This is a genomic window from Salinisphaera shabanensis E1L3A (assembly GCF_000215955.2).
GTDB classification, from domain to species: Bacteria; Pseudomonadota; Gammaproteobacteria; order Nevskiales; family Salinisphaeraceae; genus Salinisphaera; species Salinisphaera shabanensis.
The window spans coordinates 22,760-46,317 of sequence record NZ_AFNV02000020.1; the positions used below are offsets into that span (position 1 = coordinate 22,760).

The 23,558-nt window shown below is 61.6% G+C and carries 18 protein-coding genes; 3 read left to right on the forward strand and 15 right to left on the reverse strand.

The features are described from left to right. Window positions 1–117: 117 nt before the first annotated feature. The 4 genes from putP to hldE form a co-directional block, all read right to left on the reverse strand. Complete coding sequence (gene putP / locus SSPSH_RS12920) at window positions 118–1,611, reverse strand: sodium/proline symporter PutP (RefSeq protein WP_006913538.1); 1,494 nt, start codon at window positions 1,609–1,611, stop codon at window positions 118–120. A 579-nt stretch (window positions 1,612–2,190) separates the two neighbouring features. Beyond that, the gene (locus tag SSPSH_RS12925) at window positions 2,191–4,134 is read right to left on the reverse strand and encodes a CotH kinase family protein (RefSeq protein ID WP_021031773.1); all 1,944 of its coding nucleotides are present in this window, start codon (window positions 4,132–4,134) and stop codon (window positions 2,191–2,193) included. A gap of 78 nt (window positions 4,135–4,212) precedes the next feature. Next, a complete protein-coding gene (locus SSPSH_RS12930) occupies window positions 4,213–5,547 on the reverse strand; it encodes a 3-deoxy-D-manno-octulosonic acid transferase (RefSeq protein ID WP_006913540.1) in 1,335 nt (444 codons plus the stop codon). Further along, window positions 5,544–6,986 (reverse strand): bifunctional D-glycero-beta-D-manno-heptose-7-phosphate kinase/D-glycero-beta-D-manno-heptose 1-phosphate adenylyltransferase HldE, encoded by a 1,443-nt coding sequence (hldE, locus tag SSPSH_RS12935; RefSeq protein WP_006913541.1) that lies wholly within the window; start codon window positions 6,984–6,986, stop codon window positions 5,544–5,546. Before hldE ends, SSPSH_RS12930 begins: the two co-directional genes overlap by 4 nt. A gap of 124 nt (window positions 6,987–7,110) precedes the next feature. Here hldE and SSPSH_RS12940 point away from each other — a divergent pair, with 124 nt between their 5' ends. Beyond that, window positions 7,111–8,073, forward strand: a complete 963-nt coding sequence (locus SSPSH_RS12940; RefSeq protein WP_040608193.1) for a lysophospholipid acyltransferase family protein — start codon at window positions 7,111–7,113, stop codon at window positions 8,071–8,073. On the opposite strand, the gene SSPSH_RS12945 is transcribed toward SSPSH_RS12940, so the two are convergent. The 6 genes from SSPSH_RS12945 to SSPSH_RS12970 all read right to left on the reverse strand — a co-directional run bounded on the left by SSPSH_RS12945 (window position 8,043) and on the right by SSPSH_RS12970 (window position 13,961). Continuing rightward, entirely contained in the window at window positions 8,043–8,780 is a 738-nt protein-coding gene (locus tag SSPSH_RS12945; RefSeq protein WP_006913543.1) for a 3-deoxy-D-manno-octulosonic acid kinase, read from the reverse strand. The genes SSPSH_RS12940 and SSPSH_RS12945 overlap by 31 nt on opposite strands. A 25-nt stretch (window positions 8,781–8,805) precedes the next feature. Further along, the gene (locus SSPSH_RS12950) at window positions 8,806–9,729 is read right to left on the reverse strand and encodes a branched-chain amino acid transaminase (protein ID WP_006913544.1); all 924 of its coding nucleotides are present in this window, start codon (window positions 9,727–9,729) and stop codon (window positions 8,806–8,808) included. Window positions 9,730–9,840: 111 nt separating this feature from the next. Next, entirely contained in the window at window positions 9,841–10,815 is a 975-nt protein-coding gene (gene rfaD / locus SSPSH_RS12955; RefSeq protein ID WP_006913545.1) for an ADP-glyceromanno-heptose 6-epimerase, read from the reverse strand. Beyond that, window positions 10,812–11,942 (reverse strand): glycosyltransferase, encoded by a 1,131-nt coding sequence (locus SSPSH_RS12960; protein WP_006913546.1) that lies wholly within the window; start codon window positions 11,940–11,942, stop codon window positions 10,812–10,814. The genes rfaD and SSPSH_RS12960 overlap by 4 nt, the downstream gene beginning before the upstream one ends. A gap of 36 nt (window positions 11,943–11,978) precedes the next feature. Next, window positions 11,979–12,746, reverse strand: coding sequence for a lipopolysaccharide kinase InaA family protein (locus tag SSPSH_RS12965; protein WP_006913547.1), 768 nt, complete (start codon window positions 12,744–12,746; stop codon window positions 11,979–11,981). 72 nt (window positions 12,747–12,818) lie between these two features. Further along, on the reverse strand, window positions 12,819–13,961 hold the full coding sequence (locus SSPSH_RS12970; RefSeq protein ID WP_006913548.1) for a glycosyltransferase family 4 protein: 1,143 nt from the start codon (window positions 13,959–13,961) through the stop codon (window positions 12,819–12,821). A 213-nt stretch (window positions 13,962–14,174) separates the two neighbouring features. On the opposite strand from SSPSH_RS12970, the gene SSPSH_RS12975 reads away from it, so the two are divergent. After that, window positions 14,175–15,413 (forward strand): glycosyltransferase, encoded by a 1,239-nt coding sequence (locus tag SSPSH_RS12975; protein ID WP_006913549.1) that lies wholly within the window; start codon window positions 14,175–14,177, stop codon window positions 15,411–15,413. A 5-nt stretch (window positions 15,414–15,418) separates the two neighbouring features. Here the strand turns inward: SSPSH_RS12975 and SSPSH_RS12980 are convergent, their stop codons facing one another. Further along, complete coding sequence (locus tag SSPSH_RS12980; protein ID WP_006913550.1) at window positions 15,419–16,282, reverse strand: polysaccharide deacetylase family protein; 864 nt, start codon at window positions 16,280–16,282, stop codon at window positions 15,419–15,421. Between the two features lie 110 nt (window positions 16,283–16,392). Continuing rightward, window positions 16,393–17,634: a glycosyltransferase gene (locus SSPSH_RS12985; protein WP_006913551.1), complete on the reverse strand. Its 1,242-nt coding sequence runs from the start codon at window positions 17,632–17,634 to the stop codon at window positions 16,393–16,395. A gap of 278 nt (window positions 17,635–17,912) precedes the next feature. On the opposite strand from SSPSH_RS12985, the gene asnB reads away from it, so the two are divergent. Continuing rightward, window positions 17,913–19,805 carry an asparagine synthase (glutamine-hydrolyzing) gene (gene asnB / locus SSPSH_RS12990; RefSeq protein ID WP_006913552.1) on the forward strand — a complete coding sequence of 631 codons (1,893 nt, stop codon included), beginning with the start codon at window positions 17,913–17,915 and terminating at the stop codon, window positions 19,803–19,805. Between the two features lie 87 nt (window positions 19,806–19,892). On the opposite strand, the gene SSPSH_RS18040 is transcribed toward asnB, so the two are convergent. The 3 genes from SSPSH_RS18040 to SSPSH_RS13005 form a co-directional block, all read right to left on the reverse strand. After that, entirely contained in the window at window positions 19,893–21,125 is a 1,233-nt protein-coding gene (locus SSPSH_RS18040) for a glycosyltransferase (protein ID WP_006913553.1), read from the reverse strand. A 60-nt stretch (window positions 21,126–21,185) separates the two neighbouring features. Continuing rightward, the gene (locus SSPSH_RS18045; protein WP_161627836.1) at window positions 21,186–22,415 is read right to left on the reverse strand and encodes a glycosyltransferase; all 1,230 of its coding nucleotides are present in this window, start codon (window positions 22,413–22,415) and stop codon (window positions 21,186–21,188) included. Between the two features lie 118 nt (window positions 22,416–22,533). Further along, window positions 22,534–23,505, reverse strand: coding sequence for a glycosyltransferase family 2 protein (locus SSPSH_RS13005; protein ID WP_006913555.1), 972 nt, complete (start codon window positions 23,503–23,505; stop codon window positions 22,534–22,536). Window positions 23,506–23,558 lie beyond the last annotated feature (53 nt).

Consider the following 23,558-nt stretch of genomic DNA (forward strand, 5'->3'; position numbering starts at 1 on the left):
CAGCAGGCGGTTTCCGCTAAAGGCCATCGCTGACCACGTATAACAGGCAAAAAAAGCCGGGCCTCACGGCCCGGCTCCTAAAGCCTACAGCTGATAACTCGCGGACTGGCTACGCGCTCAGGTCGTTTCGATCGCGCGATACTCGCCGCTGGATTGCGTCGCGAGGCTCACACCATAGATCGCCAGCCATGACACGATGAAGCCGGGAATGATCTCGTACACCCCGGGGCCTCCCAGGAAACTGCTGTTCCAACCCAGCGTGATCCATACCAGTACGGTCACCGCGCCGCTTACCAGCCCGGCGACCGCCCCGGCCCCGGACATACGCGGCCACATCAACGACAGAATGATCAACGGCCCAAACGCCGCGCCGAAACCGGCCCAAGCGTTACTGACAAGCCCCAGCACCTGCGACTCGGGATCGCGTGCGATGAAGGCGGCGATCAGCCCCACGATCAGCACGCACACGCGGCCGACCATCACACTCTCACCGTCGCCCGCCTCCTTACGCAGGAACAGTCGATAAAAATCCTCGGTCAACGACGAAGATGCGACCAGCAGCTGGCTTGAAATGGTGCTCATGATTGCTGCGAGCAGCGCAGCGAACAGGAAGCCAGTGACCAGCGGATGGAACAACAGGTTGGCCAATACGATGAAAATCGTTTCCGAATCTTCGACGTTCAGCCCGTTGCGCTCGGCATAAGCACGCCCGAACACGCCGACACATACAGCGCCGATGAGTGAAATGCCCATCCAGGTCATACCGATATTGCGCGCCTTGGACACCTCGCCCACCGTGCGAATCGCCATGAAGCGCACGATGATGTGTGGCTGGCCGAAATAGCCAAGCCCCCATGTCACTGCCGACAGGAACCCTACGAAGGTCAAACCATTGGCGAGCGACAGAAAGTTCGGATCCACGCCCGCGAGCGTTTCCGACGCCTGATCGAAACCGCCGCCACCGCTGCCGAAAAGCACCACCGCGGGCATGACGATCAATGCAAGCATCATGATCACGCCCTGGCAGAAGTCGGTCAGACTGACCGCCAGAAAGCCACCGACCACGGTATAGGCGAGCACGACCGCGAGCGTACCCCAGACGCCCACCTGGTAATCCGTCAGTGAGGCGAAGCTGACAATGTCGCCGAACGCGCTTTGTACCAGCTTGCCGCCGGCCACCAGCCCGGACGCGGTATAGACCGCGAAGAACACGACGATAATCACGGCCGAAACCGTACGCAGCGCCATCGCACGTGTTGGAAAACGTTTCGACAGAAATTGGGGAATCGTCAGGCTGTTGTCATATCGCTCTGTCTGCTCGCGCAGACGCGGCGCCACAATAACCCAGTTGACGAATGCGCCCACGAACAGGCCGATGCCGATCCAGGCCTCAACCAGACCGGAGGCATAAAGCGCGCCGGGCAACCCCAGCAGCAGCCAGCCGCTCATGTCCGATGCCCCGGCCGACAATGCAGCGACCGCCGGACTCAGATTGCGTCCGCCGAGCATATATTCTTCGGACGACGCGGTGGATTTGCGCCACGCATAGAAGCCGATGCCGAGCATCAGCCCAAAATAAAGGATCAGACTGATCCATACCCCAATCGCCATAATGTCCCCAACTAATAAAAGCGTTCCCCATCACAACCCTTTCACATTCGGCGGATGCTGTGAAGGCCGACATAGGTCGCGCTACGCGGCGCGGTGGATGGCAAGAGACCGAATTACTCCGGCTGCGCGGCCGAGTTCGGAACGCCTTTAGCGGCAACCAGGCCGTATTGCCGCTACATTGCCCGCTATTGCGCGCCCCGATCACCGAGCAAACGCACCGTATGAAGCATTCATTTTAAAACCGGCGTTGCCGAGTCCCTTGCATAGACGCGCGGTTCGCGCCCAAAGATGGGAAAAGCGCTTGCTCGTATGGCAGCCATACATGAGGCCGCCCAGCGCGTTCCTTTATAAAACGAGGACAGTCTCATCTGGCACGATGGACTGTCGCCCCGCGCTAAATACGGCCGCTTCCGAAATCACTACGCGGGTGCCAGCGACCGGTCATCGACAATCATAAACCGGGCGGTACGCGGTCTGTACGTCAGCCGCGACAGATCAGTGCAGACTCGGCTAGTCCGGCGGGTAGGCAACGAATAAAAAAGCCGGCACGAGGCCGGCTTTTTTATTCGCGGTTCGCCTTCAGTCCTCGAGAGACGTTATCGCGGTCCCGTCGAAGTTGAACCCATAGACACCATTATAAATTTCATCATCATCGGATGTATCCGGATCACCTTCGTAAAAGTAGGAGTCGAACGCGCTCTGGCAGTAGCCGTTCGAATCGCGTACGACCACTTGCATGTAGTAGTCGCCCGCCGCCGGTGTCGGGATAGTGACGCTACGGCCAGTCAAGCCATCCGGACTACTACTATAAACATCGCCGTTGATCACCGGCATCGGATCGTCCTGATCGGTACACGCCGCAAGATTGCTGCCCAGCGTCGGATCCGAGCCTATACGCACATCATAGACGAGCGAATCACCCTGGATATCGTACGACTCGTCCCAGGTCAGCCGCAGGCCGCCGCTTGTGGCCTCGACGCCCATGAACACCGGCATCGGCCGATCGAGCGCATTCAGATAGCGTTGGCGTGCTTCGGTTACCGTCTCCGGCAAACGCTCTATTTCGTCCCGCATGGCCTGTGCCGGATCGCTTGTGTCACCAGTCGGTAGATACTCGCCATCCTGATTGGATGTCGAAATAGCGATAATGCCCCCAGCGCCTTCGGTCGGGTAGCCCTCAATCATTTCCTCGACGCTGGACGGGCTAACCGGACCATTGAACAGCTCGTTGATCTTCGCGGTCAGCGACGGGACATTACCCGCGCGGATATAGCGCTCAACGAGCGGCATGAGCCACCAGTTGCTTACACCTTCCTGCCAACGCGGCAGCCCGTCGTCCGGTTCGGCCGGCTGGCCATAGAAGTCGAAGGCGCCATCGTAGTCCCAGGGGGTGAAATAGAACTGGTCGATCTGGGACGGCCGATACAGATAGAAGTTCTGGGTATTCGAATCGGCGTTCGCCAGCAGAATGTTGATACCCAGCCAGGTCTCGAAGTTGTCCTGGTTGAAATATCGGTTCAGCACCGTATTGAAATTGTTGCTGTCGTCATTTACCGCGCGCAGCATTTCCAGAAGCTTGGCCGAACTCTCATCGTCGCCCTTGGATTCCAGGACCGTCTCGAACTCGTCGGAGTCGACCGCAGCGAGTAATTCCGGCGTTTCTTCAAGCGAACGGAATGAAAATTCTTCGGTCTTGAAGATATTCGATTCTTCTTCCTGGCCGTGATAACGCGCCCACTTGTCGTCCATATACTCGACGTTGGTGAACAGACCGGCATCCTGGCGGACATCACGAAGGGCCGGATCGGTCTGGTCGTAGAGGTAGACATGCACAAACTGCGTGCGCAGGCTGGGGAAATTACCGACTTCCCGGAACAGATCGAATGCCAGCTTGTTGCGGATCCGGCTTAGGTCATAGGGATGCTTGTTGAGCTGCAGGCGCTCCATACGGAACCAGTCTTCCTGCTCATACTCGCCGTCGTTGTCGTCAAACTCGACCTTGTAGGATTTCTGCTTGCTAAAGCGGCTGCTGGCGCCACGAACTTCCACTTCGTCGGAAAACAGTTCCAGGTCGCCGATACGAATCGTCGCCCGTAGCTCGGGATCGAACGCATCGTCACCCTCGGTGTCTCCTAGGTTGTTGGGGTCGTCACCACCGTTCAGGTCGGCCAGCGTGCAGCCGCTATAGTCTTCCTCGTCGACATCGGGCGTCGTCGGGTCATCGCCGCGGCACGGGCCGCCAGGATTCGGCGGCGGCAGAATCGTAACTTCGATCTCGATGATCCCGCTGTCATCGGGCTGGGTATAGATGTTGGGTGTCGTCGGACCGGGATCCATAATGCGACCATTCTCATCCAGCCCCAGGACCGACACCGGTTCCGTGGGCGGATTCGGCGTGCCGCCACCGCCGCCACCATCATCGTCGGAGCCGCCGCCACCGCTGCCGCAGGCGCTCAAGCTTGCGACCAAGGCAGCCGTTATTAAAGGTCGGGCATGCGCCCCGCATAGCAAACGTTCAAGCATTTGGTTCCCCCTGGGTTGTAATTAGCACCGCGCCACCGCCTTCTATAGCACGGCATGCCGGGCGCTGATAGTGGCATACTAGGCCGTGACGTCGGCAAGCGTTTCGATCATGTGCATACTACGTTCGAGCGCGCCCGACCGCTCATTGACCAAGCGCCGACCTGCTCGCCCAGCGGCCGCGGCACCGACCGGATCAGCAAGCCAGCCATGCAGCGTTGCCACCAGCGCAGTAGTCGTATCGCAGATACACGCCGCTTCAACGGCAACCAGCGCCTCGACGATATCCTGCCATTCGCGAACGTGGGGGCCCACGCAGAATGCACGCGCAAGCGCTGCGGGTTCGAGCACGTTGTGCCCCTCGATGCCGGGCACAAGGCTGCCACCGACCAGCACCGCATCGGCCGCCGCATAGAACAGCGGCACCTCACCCAGCGTATCGGCCAGTACAACGCCGATATTGTCGTCGACCGGCTGACCAGCACTGCGGCGTACGAAAGCGATGCCGCGCGACTTAAGCAATTCGGCAACGGCTGCGAAACGCTGCGGGTGACGTGGCGCGATCACGAGTAGCAGCTTCGGATGGCGGGCGCGCAATTCGGCCCAGGCCTCGAGCACCTGCGCCTCTTCCCCCTCGTGCGTGCTGGCCGCCACCCAAATGGGTCGATCGCCTGCCTTCCAGCCCTCGCGCAGGAACTTCGCCTGGGCTTCGCCGACGCCGGTGGGGAGGCTGTCATATTTGAGATTGCCGATCACATGAACCCGCTCGGGTGGCGCACCCAGGGCGACGAAGCGCTCGGCATGGACGTCGCTGGCGGCACCAACGGCGGCCAGCGAAGCGAGCATACGGGCGATGGTATGCCGCCACAGCGGGTTTCGGTAGCGCGCTGCCGAGCGTGCCGACACGCTCGCGTTAACCAGCGCGATGGGCACGTCATATCGATCGGCGGCGGCCAGCAGATGCGGCCACAGCTCGGTTTCTGCGATCACGCCGAGGCGCGGGCGCGCGCTGCGCATGAACCGCCGCGGCGCGCCCACGGTATCGAGCGGCATATACCGACAATACACGTCGCCAGCGAAGACCCGCTCGATGCGTTCACGCCCGGTGGGCGTCATGGTGGTCACCAGAAGGGGACGATGTGGATGCGCCTGCTTGAGCCGCCGAATAAGCGGTGTGACCAGAACCGCTTCGCCCACCGACGCGGCGTGCACCCAGATCGCGCCCGCGGGCACGTCACCGACATAGCCCAAGCGTTCGTTCCAGTGCCGACGATAAGCCGGTTCGCGCCGCCCCCGCCCGTAGAAATAAGCCAGGGCAACAGGCAGACCGGCCCAGGTCACCAAGCGATAGATCCCACGCATCAGCAGATCGGCGAGCCGCGCCGGGAACGCGCTGCTACCGGAGTGATCGGTCACCGCGGATCGGCCGCGTCGCTATTCATACGTTCGATGATCGACGTAGTGGAGTAGCCGTCGACGAAATCGAGAACGCGCACCTCACCGCCCGCATTGCGTACACAGTCGCCGCCTGCAATCTGATCCGGCGTGTAATCGCCGCCCTTGACCAGAACGTCCGGCAGAATACGGCAGATCACACGCTCCGGCGTATCTTCCGAGAAAGCCACCACCCAATCGACTGCGGCAAGCCCACGCAGCACCTGCATGCGGTGATCGAGATCGTTGAGCGGTCGCGACGCGCCTTTCAGGCGTCGTACCGAGGCATCGTCGTTGACGGCAACGATCAACCAGTCACCCAGCGCACGCGCGGCTTCGAGATAAGCGATATGGCCCGGGTGCAGCAGATCGAAACAGCCGTTGGTCATGACCACGCGCTCGCCGCGGCCACGACGTTCCGCCACCATTGCGGCCAATGTATCTTCGTCGACCACGCCTCGGCGTCCATTGCTCTGCCTGTGCGCGGCCTGCTTGAGCTCGCCCGGCGTCACCGTTGCCGTACCCAGCTTGGCAACGACGATGCCGGCGCCCAGGTTCGCAATGGCAGCGGCATCGGCCAGCGACATGTTCGCGCCCAACCCGGCACCGAGCAGCGCGATGACCGTGTCCCCCGCACCGGTGACATCGAAGACTTCCTGAGCCTGAGCGGGCAAATGCAAATGGCCGTCGTGTGCGAACAGGCTCATGCCTTTTTCGCTACGCGTGACCAACAAGGCATCGATATCCAGCCGGGTGCGTAGCGCCGCCGCTTCATTCTGCAGGGCTGTGTCGTCATCGACGGGCCCGACGACTGTCTCGAACTCGTGCAGATTGGGCGTGATCAGATGCGCACCGGCGTAGCGACCCCAGTCACTGCCTTTCGGATCGACAAGCACGGGAATATCGCGCTCGCGTGCCGCGGCAATGATCGCATCGACATCGGCCAGCGTGCCCTTGCCATAATCGGAACACACCACAACGTCTGCGTGCTGCAGTGCCGCGCGATACCGCTCGATCAGACCCTCACGGTCAAAGGCGCCATCGAGCGCAAACGATTTTTCGAAATCCAGACGGATGAGCTGCTGGTTGCGACTCATCACTCGTAACTTGGCGATCGTGGGATGGGTTTCGCTTGCAATCAGATCGGCGACCACACCGGCTTGTTCAAGCAGTGTGCGGGTTGCCGTGCCCGGCTCATCATCGCCGATGACGCCGATCAGACGTGTTTTCGCCCCGACACGGGCCAGATTGAGTGCGACATTGGCGGCGCCACCGAGCCGGCGTTCCTCGTCGGCAATACGGACCACGGGCACCGGCGCTTCCGGCGAGATCCGGCCCGTATCGCCATACCAATAGCGGTCGAGCATGATGTCGCCGACCACCAGTACGCGTGCGTTTTCAAACGAGGGAACCGTAAGCATGCTTTCACCGGGCGAACAATTCGCGCATCATACAAACCCTGCTGCGCGCTGTGTAGCGCGCCATTCGTGACCCGATCCTCGTTCGTGCCTATGACCGCCGACCGACTGCTGCGGCTTGCCTCGCATGGCTAGCCCCGTTCCGTCCAAAAATTCCGATACGACTGGCCTTCGCAGCCCCCGTTATTGGGCGAGCTGGGCGTTAATGGGCCTGGGTTGGGTGCTCGCGCGCCTGCCCTACCGTCTGCAGATGGCCCTGGGTCGGCGCTTCGGCGACCTTGCCTATCACATCATCGGCGAACGCCGGCGTATCGCGGCCGTTAACCTGCGGCTGTGTTTTCCCGAGCTGGACGCCGACGCCCGTCAGCAATTGCTGCGCGAACACTTCCAGTCGGTGGGCATGGGCGCAATCGAAACCGCGCTGTGCTGGTGGGGCCCCACTGAGAAAATCGAGTCACTGGCCCATATCGAAGGACTGGAAAATCTCGAAGCCGCCTGCGCGCGGGGCCGCGGCATCATTCTGTTATCCGCGCATTTCACCTCACTGGAACTGGGCGTGCGCATGGCCAAGCGGCCTCTGCGCGAACTGGGCTATATCACGACCGCGATGTACAAGGCGCCGCACGACCCGGTGGTCGATCACGTCATGCGCACACGACGCGAAGCCCATATCGGCGGATCGAGTATTCGCGACGATGACGTCAAAGGGCTGCTCAAGGCACTAAGGCGCAAGGACGCGGTCTGGTATGCCGCCGATCAGAAGCCACCGAAACGGCTCGGTACCGTGGTCGATTTTTTTGGCCAGCCGGCACGCACGCATATTGCGCTCAGCCGCTTGGCGCGGATGAGCAAGGCCAGCGTCGTGCCGTTTTTCACGCTTCGCTGCGAGGACGGCAGCGGCTATCGGCTGATCATCCTGCCTGCGGTCGAGGATCAGCTCGGCCAAGATGAGGCCGAAGACGCGCGCACGATCAATGCCCTGATCGAATCAGTCGCCCGCCAGGCGCCAGCGCAGTATTTCTGGCTACACCAACGCTTCAAACGCGCCGGGTACAACCCCTACAAAGCAGCGGCCGAAGCCGATACGTAGCCGCCCCGCAGCGCGCTCCAATCGGCTTCGAGAAAGTGGAACGCGAGCGAGGTATCGCGAAATTTCGCCAGCGATCGGTAAAAGCGTGCCAGATTGGCCTGGCGCCATTTGCCGGGCGCGCGCAGCCTTGCCTTATCGAAATCGATGAGATGAAACGCATCGTCGGCATCGACCAGCACATTGCGCGCATTCAGATCGGCGTGCCATAGCCCGGCGCGATGAAACCGTGCCAGCACCGCACCGAGCCGCTGCCACGCCATCGACGGTAACGCTTGGTTGGCGAGGCGATCTGCCAACGGTTCGGCCTGTTCGATGCGCTGCGTGATGACATCGCCGCAATAAAAACCCAGCCGCGGTGCCACACGGGCAGCGATTGGCCGCGGCACAGGCAAATCCAGAGCCTCCAGTGTCGCAATCAGACGAAGCTCGCGGATCGGGCGTGCGCGCTCGGCCCCGGTGTATAGAAATCTATCGTGATTGAAGCGCGCAATCACTCCGCCACGCCGATTGTGGCGCAGCACCCATTCCTTGCCATCGAGCCCGTGTAGAAAATACGCCGCGCCACGGCCCTGCGCCTCACCCAACAGCGCATCACGTGAACGCCACCAGTCCGGCTCGAACAGGTCCGACTCAGCACTATCCAGAACGGAATCGTTCCAGACCATGCGATCGCCGTTATCACCTTGGGTGAACTGCAGCGTCATCATCGCGCACGCGCCGTGCGGCGCAGGCTTATACGAATGTCAGCCAGTCCGCATGGTCATCGCGCTTGCCGGTCACCTGGTCGAAATAACGCGACTGCATGGCCTCGGTGATCGGGCCGCGCTTGCCTTCGCCGATCGGGCGATCGTCGAGTTCACGCATGGGCGTGACTTCAGCCGCGGTCCCGGTCAGAAACGCTTCGTCGGCGATATAGACTTCGTCACGGGTGATGCTCTTTTCCCGATACTCGATGCCCATTTCCTGGGCATAGGTCAGGATCGTACGACGCGTGATGCCATCGAGCGCGCTGGTCAGATCGGGCGTATACAGCACGCCGTCGCGCACGATGAACAGGTTCTCACCACTGCCTTCCGAGACGAAGCCGTTGCAATCGAGCATCAATGCTTCGTCGTAACCGGCCTTATTGGCTTCGGTCACGGCAAGCATGGAATTGAAATACGGCCCGTTGGCCTTGGCCTTGGTCATCGCGGAATTGACATGGTGACGCGAAAACGACGACGTCTTCACGCGAATGCCCTTGGTCATGTTCTCTTCGCCGAGATAGCTGCCCCAGGTCCAGGCGGCGATAGCGACATGAGAGGTCAGGTCGTGGGCGTGCAGACCCATCGCTTCCGAGCCATAGAAGATGACTGGGCGGATATAAGCCGACTCCAGCTTGTTTTCGCGCACGACCGCTTTCTGGGCGGCATTCAGCTCGTCTTCGGAATACGGCATCGGCATGCCGAGAATCTTGGCCGAGCGACACAGCCGACGCGTATGGTCGGCGAGCCGGAAAATCGCCGTGCCGCGATCAGTGTTGTAGGCGCGTACGCCCTCGAACGCGCCCATGCCGTAATGCAGGGTATGCGTGAGTACGTGGACCTTGGCATCGCGCCAGTCGACGAGTTCGCCGTCGAACCAGATCAGGCCATCGCGGTCGGCCATCGAAGTCATGCGCTTTTCTCCTGTTACGCGTGCAGCTGCGCTACCGTGCGAGCACGGCGAGGCCGGCTATTTGACCATATCGGCGCCGGTGCAGGCCAGCGGTTTGGCTGCATGGGGCAGCTACTCGGCCTGCCCCGCGTGCTTGTCGGCTTCCCCGCGATCAGCAAGCCAGTCGAGATATCGGGCCACGCCCTCACCCACGGTGGCGAAAGCCGGGCCGTAGCCAGCAGCACGCAAGGCGTCGATATTGGCCTGGGTGAAGCTTTGGTAACGCCCAACCAGCGATTGCGGGAACTCGATATAGCGTTTCTCGCCCCGGCCGTACCAGGCGATCACTGCATCGGCGACGTCATTGAATGTCTGGCTGCGACCAGTACCGCAATTGAAGATTCCGGATACGCCCGAGTCGAGCAACCAGAGATTGACGTCGACGCAGTCGCCGACATAAACGAAATCCCGACGCTGCTCGCCGTCGCCGAAACCTTCTGCGCCTTCGAACAGCCGGCATTCGTCGTCAGCCTCGATCTGGCGCGAGAAATGCCAGGCCACGCTCGCCATCTTGCCCTTGTGCTGTTCGCGCGGGCCGTAGACGTTGAAATAACGCAAGCCGGCGACCTGCGATTTCGTCGTCGCCGACTGTGCGCGTACGTACTGGTCGAACGCGAACTTCGAAAACGCATACATATTGAGTGGGCGTTCCGCTTGCCGTTTTTCCACGAAGTCCGGGCCCATGCCGTACACCGATGCCGAGGAGGCATAGATAAACGGAATGGCCCGCGCCACACACCAGTCGTGCAGGCTTTTGGAATAGCGGTAATTGCGCGCCATCACATAGCGGCCGTCCCACTCGGTGGTATCCGAGCAAGCGCCCTGGTGAAATACGGCGCGAATATCGCCGAGATTGTCACCGGCTTCGATACGGGCGATCAGATCGTCGTATTCGAGGTAATCGCTGAAGTCCAGGTCGGCGAGATTCAGACATTTTTGTCCGTCGGACATGTCGTCGACGATAAGAATGTCGCGTTCGCCACGGGCATTGAGTCCGGCCACGATATTGCTGCCGATGAAGCCCGCGGCCCCGGTTACGATGATCACTGGCGCGTATCTCCATTGTGTTCGTTGCTGCGATCGACGGCCGCGATATCGTCGGCGACACCAAGATCCAGCCCAAGTGTGCGATACCAGCGCACATAGCGGTCGGCCATCGCGGCGGCAGTATACGCGAGCGATTTTTCCCCTGCCGCGTTCGCCAGGCGCCGCGCCAGCGCCGCATCGTCGCGCAGACGCTGCAGTGCGTCGGCCAGCGCTACGGCATCGCGAGGCGGCACCAGCAGCCCGTCGACGCCGTCGACCACGATATCGGGAATACCATCGACATCGCTGGCAACGATCGGCAACCCGGCATGCATGGCATCCAGCAACGCCGACCCCAAGCCCTCGTGCACCGACGGGAAAGCGAAGATATCGAAAGCGGCCAAATGGTCGCCGACATTATCGACATGGCCGGTAAAGCGGATCGCTGGGTTATCGCCGGCCAACTCGCGCAACATCGCTTCATCGCGCCCGCCGCCAACGAACACAAACCGCCAGCCCGCATCCACCGCGCTGAGTTCGTGGGCAGCAGCGATCAGATCGCGCTGACCTTTCTGACTGTCATCGAGCGCGCCGACATGGCCGACGACGCAATCGCCGCCGAACTCTGCGCGCAGCGCGGCGACATTCGGGTGCGAGGTATGAAACTCGCCACAGGCGCTGGGAATACGCACCGTCGCGAGCCCCGAGAAACGAGCCTGCAAAATACGATCGATCGCGCGCGATAGCACCGCCACACCGCGCGCCTGTCGATACATGCGTTGTGTAGCCCAGCTTTTCGACGGCGCATTGTCGACACGTCGGGTGAATACGTAGTCGCAGCCAACCAACGTATGGGCCGCATGCGCGAAATGCGCCCCCCTGCCATCATGCGCATGAAGAAAATCGCCGCGCACCATGCGCGCGTTCAGCGCGAACGGCTTGCCGATCGGCATCCGCTCCAGATTCGCCACGTCGGCCAAGCGATCGAACAACACTTCACCGCGCCGCAGTACCACGCGCTGTGCTACGCCGCGCGCGGCCAACTCGCGGATCAACAATTCGGTCTGGCGTTCGCCACCGCGAAAGCCGCGAGCGAGATTGATATGGGTCAGTTGTGGGCGCGCCGCCGCAGCACTTGATTGCGTCATCGTTCAGCCCTCCGACGAAAAGCCACAAGACATACGCTATTCATTTGGCAACGTTTGCACGAACGCCGGCACGGAGGTCGCTGCAAGTACGCGCCCCAAATCCGTGACGCAAAGGTGCTCGGAAAGCGTGGCGGCAAACTGGTGCCACTCGCTCGTCGAGATGAAATTCCGAGAGGTAAATGCCAGCTGGCGCAAGGACGCGTCGAGCCGCCGGCAGGCATGATCGGCACGAACGCTGTAACGCAGGTCATTATCGACCCATACCAGTTCGGGCTCGGAGGTCGCCGGCATGGCTTCGCTTGCATGCGTCAGCAGCACGTTTTCCAAGTGGCAGTCCTTGTGGTGATAACCATTGCGGTAAAGCGCCGCGATATCGCGAGCGATCCGATCAAGCAGCACGGTTCGCCGCGTCTTCTCCGTGGTCCGACGCAGCACAACACGCAACGTATCGTGCGGCGGCAACGCCCCCATTAAAAGCAGCGACTCTGCCCGCACCCAGGGCGCAATGCGAATACCAAACCCCGTAAGCGAAGCGGTTTGCATCCCCAGCCTGCGCATGACGCGATTCGCCGCCATTTCACGCTTCGCCTGGGACGCCCAGTATTTGCGCACATTATCGCGCGGCGCCGTTTTCACCCACGATAATTTGCTTATCAAGCCTGGGCAATCGGGGTGACGGCTTATGCGGGTATAGGTGCCCTCGTAGATTGTTTCCGCCCGCGCGAAATCCGGACAGCGCGCCGCTATCGTGGCATCAATCCACCATATGTCGCGCGATGCGAGCACGCCGCGGCGAATAGTCATCCCCATGGCGCGGCCTGCCGCAGGAGATGACCGGCACACCATCGCTCGGGCGGTTTCAGCGAACGCCGACGGTCAGCGGAAGCCATCGTAGAATTCGAGTAATTCACGGCGCATACGCTCAACCGAGTAATCCTGCGCGACCGCTTCGCATGCCATACGGCTTTTTAAGCACGCGTCAACGTCGCGCTCTGCGATAGCCCGCATAGCCCTGGCAAATCCGTTCACATCGAGCGAGTCGAACAACTGGCCGGTTTCGCCCCCCCTAACCATCGCGCGCGCGGCCCCGGTACGCGTAGACGCGATGACCGGTATGCCCGACGCCATGGCTTCGGCAATGACGATGCCGAATGCCTCATAGAGTGCCGGATGCACCAGGGCGTCCGCAGCCCAGAAATAGGGTCGAACGTCATCACGCGAGCCCATAAAGTGCGTTCGATCCTCGACGCGATGCCTACGGGCCGCTCGGCGATAGTGTGCTGTTCGGCTGTCGCGTCCTACGATAATGAGGTGCGCCTGTGGCGGCATTTTTGCCAAGGCAGCTATGGCGGTTTTAACGCCCTTGCGTTCGAACCCGGAGCCCACGCATAGAAAAACTGGGGCATTGGCGGAAATACCGAGCTGCGCGCGTGTTTGCCGCCCAATCTCTTGTGCCCGCGCGTCGCGTTTGAAATGTGCGACGTCGATGCCGTTTTCGATCACGCGCAATTTCGCGCGACAATCGGGAAAACGGCGTTCGATATCCTCAAGAACCATTTGCGAGTTGCAGATCACAGCTTTGAGTCGAGCGCTGGCATACATCTGCTCCTCCATACGCAGCTTATCGCGATGATAGCCGCCAAAACGACGCCACCATCGCGCAAGTGGCGCAGCGGCACGTCGACGCTGGGTAAGCCATTCAGCGTGAACACCACCGTCGGCACGAAAGATATCGACCTGCGGCAAATGAACCTGGGACTGAACGAAGTCCACAGAGAGCGTTCGCAAATGGCGCTCCAGTGACCGTATGAACGACCGCAACCGCCAACGCCGGCCGATCGCAAACGGGCGGCATTCGATAACGCGCACATTGGGCGGTAGAACGCCGCCCCAGCGCCGTGTCAGCACAACCCACTCGACGTTATCCTCGGCAAGCGCATCGAACACGCTGGACGTAATACGCTCGGTACCGCCATCACTACGATAACGGTTAAAAATTAGTCCGATGCGAATGCCCATACGGATCAAGTTGCCATTGTCGTGACGTCCAGCTCTCGGGTTGAAAACCCACCGTCCAGCGTGGCCACGTCGCTTTTCCAGCGCGCAATTGTGCCATATGCAGGGTGATCGGCGCTCTCATGCGTACCCGGGCGTGGCCCCTGCGCGTTTTTGTCTTCAAAATGCCCTTCTCGCACACCGAATTCGGCCCCATGCCGGGCGCCCTGTAAACGCATGTCAGACATCAAGCGCCGTATTGCCTTCTTTCTCCCCACCTTCCCGGCGGGTGGTCAGGAACACACCACGCTATTGCTGATGAAGGGGCTGGTCGAGCGCGGCCACCGGGTCGAGCTGTTGCTCGAACGCAAGGTCGGCGCCTACCTCGAGCGCGTACCCGAGAGTATTCCTGTACATGAACTCAAGCGGCGTTCGCGATGGAGCGGTTATCCGCGTTTCATCACGGGCTGGCCGAGCGAAGCATTACGCCATTTTCGTGGCTCCATCGGCCTCGGGGAACGCTCCATACCGCTGCACCGTCTGATCGCACTCGTCGATTACATGGAAGCGCAGCACCCTGACGTCATTATCAGCGCACACGACCGGGCACCGTTGCTTGCACAGTGGGCCGCCGGCATTTCGCGACACCGCGTTGCCACGGTTGTCATTGAGCGCAGCATCTTCTCGCGAAATTACGCGGCGTCGCGTACGGACGCCCGCACGCACGCGGTCATGCAGCACCGCCTGACGCTCATGCGCAGGCTCTACCCCGCTACGGACCAGCTCTTCGCGGTCTCGAACGGTGCTGCTGCGGATCTGGCGGATATTCTGAACCTGCCGCGAGACGCCGTGCGTACAATGTACAACCCTGTCCTGCGCCCCGAATTGACCGAACGTGCAGCGGAGCCCCTGAATGATCCATGGGTGAACGATCGAACCGTACCGCTGATCGTAACGGCAGGACGGCTCGCGCCTGAAAAGGCGCAACATGTATTAATCGATGCGTTCGCCCAACTACTCGATCAGGGACAGAAAGCGCGTCTCGTCATTCTCGGCGAAGGTCCTGAACGCGAGAATCTCACCCGCCAAATTGCAGAGAACGGACTGGAATCGTCTGTCCGCTTGCCGGGCTGGGCAGACAATCCCTACGCCTGGATGGCCGCTAGCGCTCTGTGTGTTCTACCGTCCGAATTCGAAGGCCTTCCCAATACGCTGATCGAAGCCATGGCCTGTGGCTGTCCCGTGGTAGCTACGGACTGCCCCGGCGGCACACGAGAGATTCTGGTGGACGGCGAGTACGGCCAACTCGTACCGGTCGGCGATAGCACGGCCCTGGCCGCGGCCATGGCACAGACACTGGCAAATCCGCCTGCTCCGGACCATCTGTACGCTCGTGCGTCGGATTTCTCGCTCGAGCGCGCGATCGATGCCTACGAAATCGAGATAAACCGCCTGGCCGGTAGCGTGTCGGGCTGAGTTGGCTACGCCTGGCGCTGGGTGCGCTTTCGGTCGCGCTCGCGCATACGAAATACTTCCCAGGCCAGATCGCGTCGTGGCCAATCGAGCCTACGCAGAACAGGCACTTCGCTGCGCCAGCCGTGGTTGGTGGTGACGTACGCACGTTTGTAGCCCGCCGCGGCAGCGGCACGGCGCACGCGCGCGTCGGTATCGCCAAAGGGATAGGCCAGCGTCGTCACACGGTGTCCGAGCCAGTCTTCGAGTCGATCCCGGCCGGTGACGAGTTCTTCGCGCAACTCGGCATCCGTCACGTGGCGTAAATCCGGGTGGCTAACCGTATGCGCACCAATGGTAATCAGTGGGTGGGCATCGAGCTCGCGCAGCTGATCCAGCGTCAGATAGTCTGACGTCAATTCGGCCGCGTCCAGGCCATAGTCCGCCATGATCGCTTGCTGATGCTCGAAGCGCTCATGGTTGGTCATCTTCTTCAATACGCCACGCAGCTCGGCGAATGCGGCCTTGCGCTCGTCGCGGGCAATGGCACGCAGCCAAGGCGCTACCGACGGCCGACTCCAGTCATCATGGCGTGCAACCGCCGCCGCAATACGCGACAGGAGCGGCTGACTACGGTCGATAAAGCCGGTCGTCACGAAAACGGTCGCAGGCGTGGCATAGCGCTCGAGGATGGGCAGTGCCACCGTCAGGTTGTCGGCATAGCCGTCATCGAAGGTGATGTTGGCCTGGTGCGAATGGCGCCGCAGAAACTCGTCCAGATCGGCCGGATGCACATAGGTCACCCGGTCGGAGCTGACCTCGGGGGCCGAGAGAGGGTCGGCTACGCCGTGGCCATAGAAAACGCGGCGATAACGCGAGCGAATACGTGCCATCAATCATTCCGTTATTGCGCGCCAATCGGCGTCGATATTCAAAGACATCGGCGCCCTACGCATCGGTGTGCAATATACGTAGCGATACCTGCTGGCGCCACCCGGGCAGGTCATAGACTGCCCGCCAGCACCCGTTGCACGAGCGCGCGGTAACGCTGTGTCGCAGCCGCTACCGAATAATGCTGAGCCCGAGCAATCAACAAATCGCTATTGCGGTCGGCGTCGAGTGTTTGCTCTATAGCTGATGCGAAGGCGTCTACATCGTTAACCGGAACGAGCCGCCCGTAGCGCCCGTGATCGAGAACTTCGCGCGGGCCATGAGGGCAATCGGTGGCGACGACCGGAACACCACAGGCCAGTGCTTCGATCAGCACATTACCCAAGCCTTCCCAGTTAGACGACAACGCAACCATTGTCGCCCGCGCCATCCAGGCATGGGGATTATCAACCCAACCGGGCATCAGCACGCATTCGGTGAGTCCGAGTTCGTCGCGAAGGCTTTCCAGGTGTGTCCGCTCACTGCCTTCGCCAAGAATCGCCAAGCGCACATCGGGTCGGCTAGCACGCAAGCGCGCGAAAGCATGCAGTAGCAAGGCATGATTCTTCTCGGGGCTCAGGCGCCCCACCGCGACTATGAGCGGTGGCGCATCGGATTGCAGCCAGGCATGGGTCACGGGCTCGGCAGCACGCGCAGCCAATCTCGGCGAAACCACCGGGTTCGATAACGTCTCAACCTGCGGGTGCGCCACGCCGACAATACGAACGAGGTCTTGCCCCACGCCGTCGGAAACGCTTGCGAGCGCATCGGCTTGTGAATAGAAGTGGCGACAGAACGCATAGAAATGGCGCCAGCGCCAGGGATGCTTGCGTGCCGAACGCCGCTGTGCGGCCTCGGCGAAAAAGGTGCCATGAAACAGACCAATCAAGCGTGGTGATCGCTGGACTGCCGCGCACGCACAAGCCGCGACCAGCACCGTATTCCAGACGTTGGCCAACAACAGAACAGGTTGTCGCGTTTCAAGATAGTCGACCAATGCTGGCAAAAATTCCAGATCGGTCAGCCGATTCGGCGAGATGTAGCGCGCCCGGATGCGCATCATCGGATGTCCGCTTAGCGCGCGTCGCATATACTGGCCGATTGACTCGCTATCCGCGCTTTCCAGCGTGAGGATCCGGACATCTGCGGGTACTTGCGCTCGGTACTCACCGACGTCGCGATGTAGCAGCAAATCGACTGTATGGCCGGCCGCCTGCAATATGTCGATCTGCGCCAGCGCGATATGGGCTACCCCACCGCCGAGATCGGGGCAATAGACGGCTACGTGGCCAGGTGCCGAAGAAGGCGTATTCATCCGTGTCTTGTGCCTGTTTCGCTGCGCCGTGTCGATAACGACTCGGTTGTAAGACATGCGTTTCGTATGGTCCGCGCGGTTGCTCAGGCTGTGGTTGCCACCAAGCCGCTTCAAGTCATCCCTGCCGGGCGCGGTCGATAACGGCGCTGCGCCGTAGCGTACAAGGTGTGCGGCCCTCGCGAGCACTCATCCTATCGCTACCCAGGCGAGGCGAACACTGGGTAACCGTCATATCAGCGTTGTCGACAACACCGCCCGTGCGCCTGACAATACGCACGATGTGCGGCATAACCGGTATTCTCCAGCGCCAGCCCGATGTCGGCTCCCTAGCTGACAACCTCGATCGGATGCGCGATGCGCTTGTGCATCGGGGCCCGGACGATTGCGGCAGCTGGGTTGATCGCACAAGTGGCCAGGTGGCGCTCGGCCACCGTCGCCTGGCGATCATGGATACGTCGTCTCTGGGCGCTCAGCCCATGATTTCTGCAGACGAACGCTATGTCCTCGTGTTCAACGGCGAGATTTACAACTTCCTCAGCCTGCGCGACACCCTTCAGGCGCAGGGGCACGTATTCACCAGCCGCTCCGATACCGAGGTCATGCTGGCCGCGTTCATGGAATGGGGCGTTGAAGACGCTCTGCCCCTGTTCGAAGGCATGTTCGCGATCGCGGTCTGGGATCGGCGCGATAGCGCTTTGTATCTGGCTCGCGATCGCTTTGGCGAGAAACCGCTCTACTACGGACTGCACGACGGCACCCTATTATTCGGTTCCGAGCTCAAGGCGCTCGCACGCCATGATCGATTCGTCGACACAATCGATCGCAGCGCGCTAACCGAAATGATCCGCCTGTCCTATATTCCCTGCCCGCACAGTATCTTCAAGCACTATCGTAAACTGCCTCAAGGCAGTTATCTGCGGATAACCGACCAACTCGAACCCGCAGAGCCCAGACAATATTTCGATATCGATACGCTCGCACAGGCGAGCGCCGAGCCGCTCGCGGACAACGAGGCCATCGACACGCTCGATCGTCTTTTATCCGCCTCAATCGCCAAACGGATGGTCGCCGACGTACCCGTGGGCGCGTTTCTATCGGGCGGTATCGATTCTTCCCTGATCGTGTCGCTGATGCAGGCGCATACGGCCCATCGCATTCAGACGTTCACCATCGGCTTCGATGACCCGACCCTCAACGAAGCGGCCCAGGCGCGTGCGACCGCCGACATCCTCGGCACCGAACATCACGAACTGACCGTGAGCGATGACGATCTGCTTGCCGTCGTGCCCCGCTTGGCTGAAATCTACGACGAGCCGTTTGCGGACCCGGCACAGATTCCGGCGGTGCTGTTGTCGCAGATGGCCAGACGACAAGTCACCGTAGCCCTGTCGGGCGACGGTGGTGACGAACTGATGGCCGGCTATGACCGGTATCACGATATCGGTCGCCACTGGCAAAGCCATGAACAGACAGCCCCGGCCCTGCACGGAATTCAAGCACGGTGGCTGGGACTCAAATCGAAGATACAGCCGCGAAAAAGTGCGAAATATACACGTCAACAGGCGATCAAACGCGCCGGGCAAGATCTGCCGCGTTTCTACCGCGATAGCGTCAGCATCTGGAAGGATCCCCAGCAGCTCGTCCTCGGGGGGCAAGACGCTGCAACGGCCTTTCTGCGTCACGACCCCGCCATCGCACGACAGGATCCACAGCGCTGGATTCAGGCCACGGACGCCCAGTGCTACCTGCCCGACGACATCATGACAAAGGTCGACCGGGCCGCGATGGCCGCGAGCCTGGAAACGCGGGCCCCGTTTCTTGATACCGAACTCGCGACATTCGCCCTGGGCCTGCCGGTCGCCCAGCAGTATCGCGATGGCAAGGCCAAATGGCTCTCGCGTCAGCTGTTATATCGCTATCTGCCCCGAGAAACCGTCGAACGACCGAAACACGGCTTCGAGGTGCCGCTCGCGCAATGGCTGCGCGGCCCCCTGCGGGAATGGAGCGAAGCAATGCTCGATCCGAGCCGCCTGGATCGCGAGGGCTATTTCGATACGGCCTATGTGCGCCGCCTCTGGCGCCAGCATCTCGGCGCGAGCCACGACTGGAGCAACCAGCTCTGGTGCGTATTGATGTTCCAGTCCTGGTTGGCGGACTTTTTCGACCGCTGAGTTCGTCGATCGCCATCGCCCCGAGCGCATAGGCGCGAGTGCGCCACTCGAATGCTCAAGCCAAGCCCAGCTGCGGTGACTGAACGCCTATGCTGAATGCGCGCGCTGCTCGCCGAATTGCCCGAGTGCGTCAATAACACTGGCTATATGACGCTCGAACGAAAAGGTTGCGCGCGCGTGCGCGGCGGCGGCCTGCGATGTATGCGCATAGACCTGCGCATCGCCGACAATACTCGTAACGGCGTCGGCAAGCGTTTCGGGCCGCGCAAACGCCGCCGGGCGCAAGGCGTTGCTGTCCGGATCGTACACCTGGGTCGATTGCATGCTCGAGCGTGTCCCGCCCAGATCCGGGTATTTCGCATAGGGCTCGCTGGCAACCACCAGCCGCCCGGTCTCGCCATGACGAACGGTTTCGGCCATACCGTCGACACGCGTTGCCACCACCGGCACGCCAAAGGCCTGGGCTTCGATCGTGACGTTGCCCAATGGCTCCTGCAGGGCGGGATGCAAGAGCACATCGATACCACGATAGAACGCCGGCATATCCGATACACGCCCCAGAAACCGCAGATGGTCACGCACGTCGAGTGTCGTTGCCAGCGCTTCAAGCACGGCACGATCCGGGCCGTCGCCGGCAATATGCAGCTCGCAATCCATGCCGCCCGCGCGCAGATGACGCAATGCATGGATGGCCAGACAGACCCCTTTTTCCGAGGCCAGACGTGCAGCCACACCAATACGCACACGCTCGCGATTCGCCAGGCTGCGTACAGTCACCTCCGCCGCATCGGCAGCCGCCATCACCTCGGGGCGAATACCGCCCAGACACACCCGTGCCGGCCCGTCATAACCCCACTTGAGCTGCAGCATGCGCATGGACGCATGGGTATTGCAGATCGCACCGCTTATTGATCGTATGAACTCGGCTGCGGCTTGTGGCGGATGTTCAAACCAGCAGCCCCCGCCCTCGCGATAGACCAGCGGCGTAGCGCTTGCGCGCGCGGCCCGAGCAACCCCGGTGCGCGCGAAACCGCTCCAGGACAGAACCACATCGGAGCGCAGCCGTTTGATTCGCGACGCCAACGCGTATTGACGCAGTGCCGTCGGGCGACGCGGCAAACGAAGCCAGCCAGCCCGTTTGAACGATACCGCGCTATCCACGAACGGCTCGACATACGGCGCGAGATCCGGATGCAGGCGACTGCCGTAAACCAGGTCGTGGTCGAAAGCGGCCTGCACCGCAGCGTGGCCAATCAGTGCACAGAACTGGTATTCCACCCCGGCCGGCACATCGAGATTGATCCGGTGCAATATCCGCATCCGCCAATTCCCTTCGTTCAGAAACGTTTGTAATACCGGCGTTTTCGCGCGGCGCAGCGATCACACCCCATCGGTGGTCAAACGCAGGATCGCCTGATCGAGCGCCGGCCCGTAGTCGTCAACCGAGAAGCGCGCACCCACATGGCTCAACCCGCACTGGCTTGCGCGATGATATGCGGCATCACTGCAAATCAATTGCATCACCGCCGCAGCGAAACGCGTCGGCGTTGGGGCGCGCGGATGAACCAATTCATCGGTTTGCGGATCGTAGACCCAGGGCACGCCGATGTCGGACTGACCGCCCAGCTCGTTGGCGTATTCCGCCAGCGACCATTCCGGCGTAACCAGGCTCTCTGCCTGCTGGGTGGCCGGCAGTGTTTCCGGCAAACCGTCGACGGCCGTTGCCACGACCGGGCAGCCCCGGGCCTGGGCCTCGATGCTGGTACGACCAAAGGGCTCTCGCAATGAGGCAACGAGCAGCAGATCGATCGCGTCGTAAAACGCGCCCATATCGTCGACTGAACCGGCAAACCGCACCACGGGGGCCAACCCCAGCGTACGGGCCGTCTCGCGTAGCGCCGTCTCGCGCTCGCCGGTGCCCGCGATCGTGAGCTGCGCATCGACGCCATGGACATCGCGCAGGGTCTTGAGTACATGCAGTGCAATCAGGTGCCCTTTCACCTCGACCGTCCGCCCCGCACTGCCCAGGCGCAGCGGTCGGTCCCTCGGCAATGCCACACGGGCCGCCCCAGCGTCCAGAATGCCGTCGATCGCACAATAGACCCGCTTCGTCGGCCCTTGCCACCCCCAGCGCAGCGCCAACATACGTTCGGCGGCGAAACTATTGCTGATCACGCCACAGGCACGGGCAAGATAATTTCGCGCATGGCGACGTTGTTGCCGCCACGCCTGGCCATGCTCATAGTGGATCAACGGCAACCCCGCCCGATCGGCGATGTCTGCAATATCGCGATTGCCGATACTGTTCCACCCCACCAGAGCGGACTCACCACCCCGCACCAGCTGCCTCACCGCATTACGCGCGCGCAAGGCGCGTGCGGATCGCGGCAAACGAACCCCATGCCAGTGCCGTAGGGTTCGGCGTGAGACAGTGCGAAACGGCGGCGCGATCACGGCCTCGAAACGAGGATGGATTGGATCATCCACGATCACCGTATCGTCGCCATGGCATGCGCGCCGGTAGCCCGCGTATTGCGCGAACGACACTTCCGCGCCGCCAACCACATTCAGATTGAGCCGGTAGATCAAGCGACCCGGCCTCTCGTTCACAAGCTCAGCATCGATTGTCGATGCGGCACCGGCGATGGCGTTCGTTTTCACGGGCGGCACGCACCCGCGTCGGAAAGCCGGATCTGTTCGACAGAATCGCGCGCCAGACCGCGGCCAGTCATTGGCGCGACTCCTCTTTCGAGTCCCGGCTATCCAGATAGCCGCGCAAACGACCCGCCCGCACCTGCCATTGCCAGCCGTACTTGAGCCGGAAATGGCGCGGCCCGAAGGCAAACGGTGCGTAGCGCAGCCAGGCCCGGGCCGCTCCGGACCAATAGCGCAGCGGCACACCGTAGAGATAGACACCACGCGAACTGCGCCCATGGGTGAGCGCCATGCTGCGCCCCCACAGATAGGCGCGCGCCCAGACTGCTTTCACGGTCAGTTGTTCGGGTCGCACGCGGTGCTCGGCACGTGCGGCCGGCACATAGACATACGGGTGATACCCCAATCGCGCCAGGCGATACTCAAATTCGGTTTCATCGCCCATCAGGCGATGCGTGCCACCGGGGCCGAGACGTTCATCGAAACGGTGCGCGCCAATCGCGCTGCGCCGGATCATCATGTTCGGGCCCAACGGTACGCGTGTCGTCAGCCCTTCATCTTCACGCGCCTCGTAATAGGCAAACATGGGGCTCTGGCGAACATAGCGCTGGTCCTGAACCCAGGCCGGTGCATCCGGCGGGAATACGGGGATGATCGGCCCGCCGAAGATCGCGTGATCGGGCCAGCGCGCTGCGGCATCGATATAGGATTGCAGCCAGTGCACGCCCAGATTGACGTCGTCGTCGATAAAGACGACGAGTCCCGCCTCGATCTGGTCGACCGCGCGATTGAGCGCCCGAGGCTTGCCCGGTCTCGGCTCGCTCAGTGCTTTCAATTCAAATCGCGTGTCCGCCGCGAAGCGCTCGAGTACTGTGGGGGTTTCATCGGTACTGGCATTGTCGACCGCCAGAACCCGCCAACGCGCGCCCGTCACATGCTGTCGACAAAGGCATTCGAGCGTTGTCGCGAGCGACTGCGCACGATTGTGACTTGCCACGACCACCGTGACATCGAAACCGGATACAGGGTTGGAATCGTTCGACATACAAGCAATCGAATAGGGTCAGGCAGCCTCCTGGGTAAGTGGCATGTCCCAGA

Coding starts and splice junctions, on each gene's coding strand:
- SSPSH_RS12980 (WP_006913550.1), bottom strand. CDS start 16,282: ATGGCACGTATTCGCTCGCGTTATCGCCGCGTTTTCTATGGCCACGGC.
- SSPSH_RS12975 (WP_006913549.1), top strand. CDS start 14,175: ATGTCAGACATCAAGCGCCGTATTGCCTTCTTTCTCCCCACCTTCCCG.
- SSPSH_RS12985 (WP_006913551.1), bottom strand. CDS start 17,634: ATGAATACGCCTTCTTCGGCACCTGGCCACGTAGCCGTCTATTGCCCC.
- SSPSH_RS12970 (WP_006913548.1), bottom strand. CDS start 13,961: ATGGGCATTCGCATCGGACTAATTTTTAACCGTTATCGTAGTGATGGC.
- SSPSH_RS18040 (WP_006913553.1), bottom strand. CDS start 21,125: ATGCGGATATTGCACCGGATCAATCTCGATGTGCCGGCCGGGGTGGAA.
- SSPSH_RS13005 (WP_006913555.1), bottom strand. CDS start 23,505: ATGTCGAACGATTCCAACCCTGTATCCGGTTTCGATGTCACGGTGGTC.
- SSPSH_RS12925 (WP_021031773.1), bottom strand. CDS start 4,134: ATGCTTGAACGTTTGCTATGCGGGGCGCATGCCCGACCTTTAATAACG.
- SSPSH_RS12960 (WP_006913546.1), bottom strand. CDS start 11,942: ATGACGCAATCAAGTGCTGCGGCGGCGCGCCCACAACTGACCCATATC.
- putP (WP_006913538.1), bottom strand. CDS start 1,611: ATGGCGATTGGGGTATGGATCAGTCTGATCCTTTATTTTGGGCTGATG.
- hldE (WP_006913541.1), bottom strand. CDS start 6,986: ATGCTTACGGTTCCCTCGTTTGAAAACGCACGCGTACTGGTGGTCGGC.
- asnB (WP_006913552.1), top strand. CDS start 17,913: ATGTGCGGCATAACCGGTATTCTCCAGCGCCAGCCCGATGTCGGCTCC.
- SSPSH_RS12950 (WP_006913544.1), bottom strand. CDS start 9,729: ATGACTTCGATGGCCGACCGCGATGGCCTGATCTGGTTCGACGGCGAA.
- SSPSH_RS12965 (WP_006913547.1), bottom strand. CDS start 12,746: ATGACTATTCGCCGCGGCGTGCTCGCATCGCGCGACATATGGTGGATT.
- SSPSH_RS12945 (WP_006913543.1), bottom strand. CDS start 8,780: ATGATGACGCTGCAGTTCACCCAAGGTGATAACGGCGATCGCATGGTC.
- SSPSH_RS12940 (WP_040608193.1), top strand. CDS start 7,111: ATGGCTAGCCCCGTTCCGTCCAAAAATTCCGATACGACTGGCCTTCGC.